Source organism: Ruegeria sp. AB8 (genome assembly GCF_056542605.1).
In genome coordinates this window covers 1-7,272 of the sequence record NZ_JBQGAB010000054.1, presented here as the reverse complement: position 1 = coordinate 7,272, position 7,272 = coordinate 1, and the positions used below count along the sequence as shown (strand labels likewise).

Below are 7,272 nucleotides of genomic sequence, written 5' to 3'. Positions count from 1 at the left end.
GTGGCAACAGCCCGTCTTCACCCAAATAGAAGCTTTCGACCGGTTCGCGTTTTTCGAAATCCCAAAAATGCAGCTCCCGCCCATATTTCAGATGGCCCACTTCTTCCAGATCGAAGCCCGGCATGAAGGTATTGGGCGCAGCCCATTCGGAACTGACCATCACGTTGTGGCGCGGTTGGTACCAGAAATCGTAGCCAAACTTGATATCGCCCATCGAGGTTTCCCAGCGACCGACGATGCTGAACTCTTTGTCGAGATGCAGATAGCCTCCAGGAGCCTCACCCTTGGCATTTCCAAGGAAGGAAATGATGATTTCCGAGCCCAAACAATGCACCGTATGCGGGCCCGATAAATCTGCCTTGGCCTTGATCTCGGCCCCGTCGATGATCTTATGCAACCGCGGCGCACGCGGGTCAGTGGCTGTATCAACGATGTGAAGGTTGTTAGAGCGTACGCCCGGCAGGATCAGGTATTTGCGGGACATCGAGCCGTCGTCGTGACAGGACGAACAGGCGTTCCACCCCATGTGGTGAAGCTCGTCCCCAATCCCCGGCATTTCCAGCCTATGGATTACCTGAGAATAGGTCGGGCTGTCAGGGTCGACATCCACTGTAGCAAGATAATCAGGTTCCTGGATCCCTGTCCCGGTGTAGATGGCGATCGTGTAGAGTAGCTTTTCTCGGGGGGCTTTGATGGCTTCTTGCGGACTCTTGAAGCCCGGTCCACAGCATTGTCCATCCATCGAGTGCTCCTCCCTTGATTCCCTAAATTGTATCGTATATCGAAAACTTAGTTATCATAAAGTGAGAAAAATGCATCTCGAACGATTAGCGCTGATTTTGGAAATCGTGGGTCAAAAAGGACGTGCGTCCGTAGCGGATATCTGTGCCCAGTCCGATATACCTAAACCGACGGCCTACAGGCTGGTTCAAGACCTTGTTTTGTCCGGCCTCCTTGAATCACCAGCCCGCGGTGAGTTCGCGATTGGGATTAGGCTAAAGCTTATCACGTTGAGCGATCACTCTGATCCCGCACTTTTGCAAGTGATTGCGCCTGTGCTCTCCGGCGCCGCGAATGAGTATGGCGCTGCGTTTTTCTTGTCTCGACTACGGGGCCATTGGGTAGAGATTATTCATGTGGAGACACCGCAGACGGGCGTGTCTTTTCTTCATCCAGGTATGGGCAAACGACCAACGCACGCGTGCTCTTGCGCCAAGGCAATCGCCGCCGTTTCGCCTGAACTGCTGTCTCAAGACCGATTGGATGGGCAGCTTAAGCAGTACACAGATCGCACGATTACAGACCCCAAGGATCTGGCCGCGGAACTCGATGCCATTCGAGCCAAAGGGTATGCCGAATGTATTGAAGAGCTCGAGCGCGGAATCAGTTCTGTCGCAACAACGCTGACTAAGACAGGTGTTGGTGCGACGCTTTCAATCGGCGCTACGGCGTCTCTTCGGGTGTTTACACCTTCGAAGCGAGAAAAGATTGGCCATACACTTACCACAATGTCACACGAACTTGCACGCGCGCTAGGATGGGGTGAAGCAGATAAAGAAAGGATACCCGCTTAGGTTCATGGGTATCGCAGTGCTGTAGGTTAACGCCATCCAGCAGGACAGGTCTGTTTTGCGACCTTCGCCGCTTTTTGGTCAATGAGGGAGACAAATATGGACGATGCAATGTTTGGTGGGTTCTTCGTGATCAACGTAAAACCAGAGTATCGGCAGCCCTTTTTGGACGCCAGCATCTTCCAAGCGCAAAATGTTGTCAGTGAAGAACCCGAAGTTTTCCAGTTTCATATTATGGCGGATGAGGCGAACCCAAATCGGTTCTATTTCTACGAAGTCTTCAGGGATGAAGCTGCGGTCCAGGATCATTGGGAATCTGAAACCTTCAATAACTGGTTAAACACTGTCCGAAAGATGCTGGATGGTGAGATCGAACTTGTTGCTAGGATGCGCTCGCTTTTTCCGACGCCAAAAGGTTTCGAGGCGCAAAAAGCAAGCCTGCTACTATGGTAAAATTGACAGCCGCTTGAGGCTATCGTCGGTGTAAGAAAATTATGGGTCTTGGTGCTGGTCCGCTTTGGGCTCGAAGCTGTCACCTGCCACTTTTTGTTGGATACGGGATATCAATGCGGAGTGGACATTGCGGCGACGGGTTCAATTCACATTGCTGACTGTTATTCCCCAATTTAGGTCCCCTCTTAGGCGGTTAAGGAAGCGGTTGGGGGCGAGACCCTCACAATCGAGACCAAATTGCCTAACAGCAAAACAAATATGGCAAAAGGCGGGGCATTCTTATCCCGGCAATGCTATGCTTAAGGGACATCGCTAAGTCTTCCATTTCATCCGACAAATGAGCCTGTACATTGAGACGATTTCTTGCATTCGCGGTGTTTTCAACTGCAAGTTCAACTAGTCCATCCAATGCTCAAAGCGTGGACCCTGATGCCTCTGAGGCCGCAGCGCGAGCGGCTTTGTCTGTCTTGAGTATCGCCGCCACCCCAAACGAGACTTTATCCTCGTTTTCTTTTCTTGATGCTTCCGGAGGTGCCAAGAGTCTACGCTCGACGCAACTGCGAGGAGGTTACAAGCCACTTGAAAACGGGCTGTATGTAGAGGGTCTTGTTGCCTATCAAAAATATAACCCGGTACTCTTCTTTCCAGAGATCGCCCCCGGCACTGAGTTGGATGTAACTTGGTCAAGCGTGGCAGCAACGGTCGGCATCGGTTGGGAATTTCCATTGGTAAACGAGTGGAAAGTTCGTCCGGTCGGACATCTTTCACTTGGCCAAGTGACTGCGGATGCTTTTCTTGGCGGCTTTCCATTGCTGCGTTCGGCATCTAGCTCCAACGATTTGATCGACGGAGACTTAAACGCATTCGGGGTTGGTGCTTCGCTTGGTATCTTCCGAGAGGCGCAATTTGGATCGTGGCAGGGGGAATACCGTATCCGTCAAACATTCTTGGATTTTAACCCGATCAACGAGCCTGAGGCTGGGAACGCAAGTGCGAGTTCAAACCAAACAACCCTGTTCTCACGTCATCGCTATCCGCTGGAAAACGTCAATCTCTTCGAACTCCCAACACAACTCGTTCTGGATGCTGGTGTTGTGCTGTATCACGGCGACAGTGCAACCGTTCTTGGCACCGATTGGCTGGCCACAGCTGGCGTAGGACTTGAGATTGATACTCGCCTGACCGGTCTGCCAGCCGTTCAAGCGGGACGTGTAATGTTAAACGGTGTAGTTGCCGAAGGATTTTCCGGTTTTTCGATAGGCTTCGGTCTGCGGTTCTAGGTCGGGGCCTGATCCTGTCACAAAAAATCGGTTTTCTGATGCTTAGCAATTATTTCACTCAAACGCGCCCAGCGATCATGTCGGCAGCTTTTTCAGCAATCATTATCACCGGCGCGTTGGGGTGTCCGGTGTTCATTTGCGGCATCACAGACGCATCGGCAACGCTCAACCCTTCAAGCCCGTGCACTTTCAAGTCAGGAGCTACGACGCAATCATCGCTTTGCCCCATCCTGCAACTGCCAACGGGATGAAAGGACGTCGACGAAATCTCACGAATGTCCGCAAGAAGTTCTTCGTCGCTCTGGGCGTCCGCCCCCGGAGATATCTCAACCGGATTGAGCTTCGAAAAGGCTTTCTGTGATACAATCTTCCGCGCTTCCTTGATGATCGAGCGCATCAGATCGACATCCGCCGGATCGCTTAGATATCCAGGATCGATAATGGGCCGATCCAATGGGTCGTTTGATGCAATAGTCACACGCCCTCGACTCCAAGGACGGGTCGGAAAACCAGAGATTGTGAAACCGTGGCGATCCGGTGGGCGGTACTCCGGGGCTCCCAAGCTTATGAAATATGGGATCATAAGAAGTTCTATGTCGGGAATATCGACATGGGGTCCGGATCTCAGAAATGCTCCAGACTCAAAGTGGTTCGTTGTCAGGGGGCCGCGCGACTCCTCCGAGTAGAGGCGCTCAACCTCTGCCGCTTGCTCTGCGCTTCGGCCATAGAAGGTCAAAGGCTGATCGATTTCCCAACGGGCGCGGTAATGGAAGTGATCCTGCAGATTTTCACCCACGCCGGGCAGGTCATGCTTCACCGGGACGCCGACATTGTTCAACAGGTCTGCTGGGCCAACTCCTGAGAGTTGCAGGATCTGTGGTGAACCTATGGCCCCCGCCGCCAAGACGGTTTCCTGTGCAGTTGCATGGTTCAGTTCTCCCTTGGCAAGATAATTCACACCGGTCACAGAATTGCCCTTAAATTGCAACGACATAACCGTCGCGCCAGTCACAACGGTCAAGTTGGGGCGCCCCATCGCCGCGGAGAGGTATGTCTGCGCGGTGCCGCCCCGCCGGTTATCCTGCAAAGTCGCGGGGAAATAACCGCAGCCGTCCAGTTCCGTGCCATTCAGATCGCCATTAAACGGAATCCCGGCCTGCTGGCAGGCTTGGATAAATGTCTCGGTCAAGGGCGACCGCTCACCTGGCTTGGTCACAGTCAGCGGGCCACCGGCTCCATGGATCGACGGATCTCCATCGATTTCCCAATTCTCAGCCTTCTTGAAATAGGGCAGCACACCGTCCCATCCCCAGCCCGTTGCGCCCATTTGGGACCACGTGTTGTAGTCTGCCGGATGCCCGCGCAGGTATATCATGTAGTTTATCGAACCAGTGCCGCCGATACATCGACCGCGCGGATAGGCGATCTGGCGTCCCGAAAGTTCGCCCTGCGGAGCTGTCCGAAAGGCCCAATCGAAACGTGTATTAGTGAGAGCGCCAAATTTTGCGGGTGTGGAAACCCGGGGGTCGTCGTTCGATCCACCGGCCTCTAATAACAAAACGGAACGCTTCACATCTTCGGTCAAACGAGCGGCGAGGACGCATCCAGCACTTCCGGCGCCAACGATAACAACGTCAAAACTATCCGTCATGACAAAACCCCAAACTACCAATCCGGAAAGAGTGGCGGACAGTCTGCCCTTTATCAAGCAACACATTTTGCGGAGGTTGGGTATGTCCGCTTTGGGCTCGAAGCAGACATTCGCTGCAACTTGCTTGAACGTCTACTTCGCGGACGAAGCCGCCATTCATTGCATTGCTTTGGTGATGCCCAGAAGCCGCTTCGCCCGCTTCAAAAGATGACAATACCTGAGCGTTGTCTTAACCTTGCTTTATGAAAGCTCGCCTGGCCGTAATCTTGATGGCCGACCTGGTCGGCTATACGTCCGCAATGGAGGCGGATCAGTCGCTCGCAATCGGGCTGGTCCACGAACTTCGGGATAAACTACTGGAACCAGAGGCTGTACAAAGAGGCGGCGAAATACTGAAGCGTATGGGCGATGGATGGATTATTGCATTTACTTCAGTATCAGCGGCAATCGAAACCGCTCAAATTGTGCAATTGGCACTGGTCGACCATAAGAAAATCAGGCTGAGGATGGCAGCGCATCTCGGTGAGATCGTTCAAGACGAGGCCGACATTTATGGCGCCGGTATAAATATCACCGCCCGCCTGCAAACCGAAGCGCCACCCGGTGGTGTGATGATCTCCGAAGACCTTAAGCGGCAGTTGGACGATAAGTTCTCGGCGGGTTTCAGCGATGCGGGTACGTTCGATTTGAAGAATCTTGCTAATCCGGTGAATGGGTTTCAATGGCGGCCCGCCACGCAGCGTGAAATTGAACTAACCGAATTGCCTTCCATTGCGGTCGAGCCGGTCACAAGTGCTCCCGAAACGAGAGAGACTCTTGAGGTTTGCGCTGACCTGCAGGAGCAGTTGGTTCACAGTCTTTCGCGCCGCACAGGTGTGCGTGTAATTGCAACAGATTCAACATCCGAGACCAAAGCAACCTACAGCCTGAGGTGCAGGTTGCGCTGCCGGGAGACTGAAGCAAGGATATCGTCCAGCCTTACTCGGTTGGGAGATGGACAGGTAACCTGGTCGCGCTTCCTAAACGGAGATTCAAAGGATTTGTTTGAACTAAGCGACCGGGCTGCAGAACAGCTGTCAGACGATTTACGTCTGCAGATCAATGCGTTTGACGGTGACCGTCTTAATGACATTCCAGACGATCAATTGAGCCCAAGTGAGTTGAGATCCCGAGCGGCAATGCTGTTTTACCGTGCCACCGTCGAGGACTATAGGCATGCGGGTAAATTGCTGGAGCGAGCGCTTCGACTTGATCCCGAGAACGGGTCCGGGCTTGCAATGTGGTGTGAAGCCAAATTGTACCCCTTAGAAGCATGCTATCGCGAGGCTGATCCTGATTTGCGAATGCGGATCATAGAGTCATCAAACAAGGCCGTACAGGCTGCGCCTCGCTCTGACTACTGCTGGTATACGCGGGCGCAGGTGCGCGCGCGCCTCGCGGGTGATCTGCATGGCGCCCGGAAGGACATTGATAGGATTTTCAGACTGAATCCCAGCTACGTTTTGGGTATGGAGGCGAGCGGTTACACCGAAGTTATTGCCGGCAACTGGGAAGCTGCTCGGAAAAGTTTAGCGAAGGCCGTGAGTCGTTCCACCGAGGATCCGTTTCTTCCGTACCGGCTTTATCCCCTTTCGATTGCCCACATGATGGCAGGTGATAAGCAACTCGCGATCGAAGCAATTTCAGACGCTACTGAAATGCGCCCCTACTGCAGACACTTTTGGTTAGTGAAGGCGTGGATACTCAGGAAGTCCGGAATGCACCCCAAAGCAGAAACTGCTGCAGAACGTGCGGAAGCGCTGTCAGAAAAAGCGGATATCCTCGCACAAAATCTTCATCTGCCTGACCCCATCAGAGAGGCTATTGGGTTGCCAGGTGAACCGATCCAAGCATAGAGGCTTAGATGGGTTACTAGAGCGTAGGCTAATAATCGAATGGAAGATATGTAAGACGTTCTCGCCTTTCGATATTCTACCACGACCCAACCTAAAGCTCGCTATCTACATTCACCGCGGGCGACGAGTTGCGTCATTTCTCAGGGTCGCTTTGGGCTCAACGCGGTCATCCGCCGTACTTGCCATTAACGACCACTTTGCGGACCAAAATGTTCGTTCGCTGCGGCTGCGCGAATGTCTGCATTGGTTGATAGAACCTATTTCGATTCTGTTATTCGAAACGTCAACTTGTATCTGCCATACGGGCGCTGCTTAGAACAGTTTGACTAATCGTCAAATTCCAAACCCTTCATTAATTCGAAGACTTGGCTACGCATCCAGGCCGCCATCGGGGCGTTGTCGAAACGCTTGTGCCAGATGCC

General features: G+C 53.0%; 6 protein-coding genes. 4 read left to right on the top strand and 2 right to left on the bottom strand.

The annotated features are described in order from the left end of the window. The coding region (locus tag ACR0CG_RS23275; protein WP_480527858.1) for a selenium-binding protein SBP56-related protein at window positions 1-742 on the bottom strand (742 nt) is incomplete at its 3' end. Window positions 743-812: 70 nt separating this feature from the next. On the opposite strand from ACR0CG_RS23275, the gene ACR0CG_RS23270 reads away from it, so the two are divergent. From ACR0CG_RS23270 to ACR0CG_RS23260, 3 genes are all read left to right on the top strand, one after another. Beyond that, window positions 813-1,574, top strand: a complete 762-nt coding sequence (locus tag ACR0CG_RS23270) for an IclR family transcriptional regulator (protein ID WP_480527856.1) — start codon at window positions 813-815, stop codon at window positions 1,572-1,574. Window positions 1,575-1,670: 96 nt separating this feature from the next. Beyond that, on the top strand, window positions 1,671-2,024 hold the full coding sequence (locus ACR0CG_RS23265) for a putative quinol monooxygenase (protein ID WP_480527854.1): 354 nt from the start codon (window positions 1,671-1,673) through the stop codon (window positions 2,022-2,024). A gap of 350 nt (window positions 2,025-2,374) precedes the next feature. Beyond that, complete coding sequence (locus ACR0CG_RS23260) at window positions 2,375-3,304, top strand: hypothetical protein (RefSeq protein ID WP_170619879.1); 930 nt, start codon at window positions 2,375-2,377, stop codon at window positions 3,302-3,304. 58 nt (window positions 3,305-3,362) lie between these two features. Here the strand turns inward: ACR0CG_RS23260 and ACR0CG_RS23255 are convergent, their stop codons facing one another. After that, on the bottom strand, window positions 3,363-4,955 hold the full coding sequence (locus tag ACR0CG_RS23255; RefSeq protein ID WP_480527852.1) for a GMC family oxidoreductase: 1,593 nt from the start codon (window positions 4,953-4,955) through the stop codon (window positions 3,363-3,365). 269 nt (window positions 4,956-5,224) lie between these two features. Between ACR0CG_RS23255 and ACR0CG_RS23250 the strand changes: the two genes are divergently transcribed. Then, window positions 5,225-6,850, top strand: coding sequence for an adenylate/guanylate cyclase domain-containing protein (locus ACR0CG_RS23250; protein WP_480527851.1), 1,626 nt, complete (start codon window positions 5,225-5,227; stop codon window positions 6,848-6,850). Window positions 6,851-7,272: the final 422 nt, after the last annotated feature.

Bases quoted from the DNA above. Each gene is read 5' to 3' on its own strand.
- ACR0CG_RS23270 (WP_480527856.1), top strand. From the start codon at position 813: ATGCATCTCGAACGATTAGCGCTGATTTTGGAAATCGTGGGTCAAAAA.
- ACR0CG_RS23265 (WP_480527854.1), top strand. From the start codon at position 1,671: ATGGACGATGCAATGTTTGGTGGGTTCTTCGTGATCAACGTAAAACCA.
- ACR0CG_RS23255 (WP_480527852.1), bottom strand. From the start codon at position 4,955: ATGACGGATAGTTTTGACGTTGTTATCGTTGGCGCCGGAAGTGCTGGA.
- ACR0CG_RS23250 (WP_480527851.1), top strand. From the start codon at position 5,225: ATGGCCGACCTGGTCGGCTATACGTCCGCAATGGAGGCGGATCAGTCG.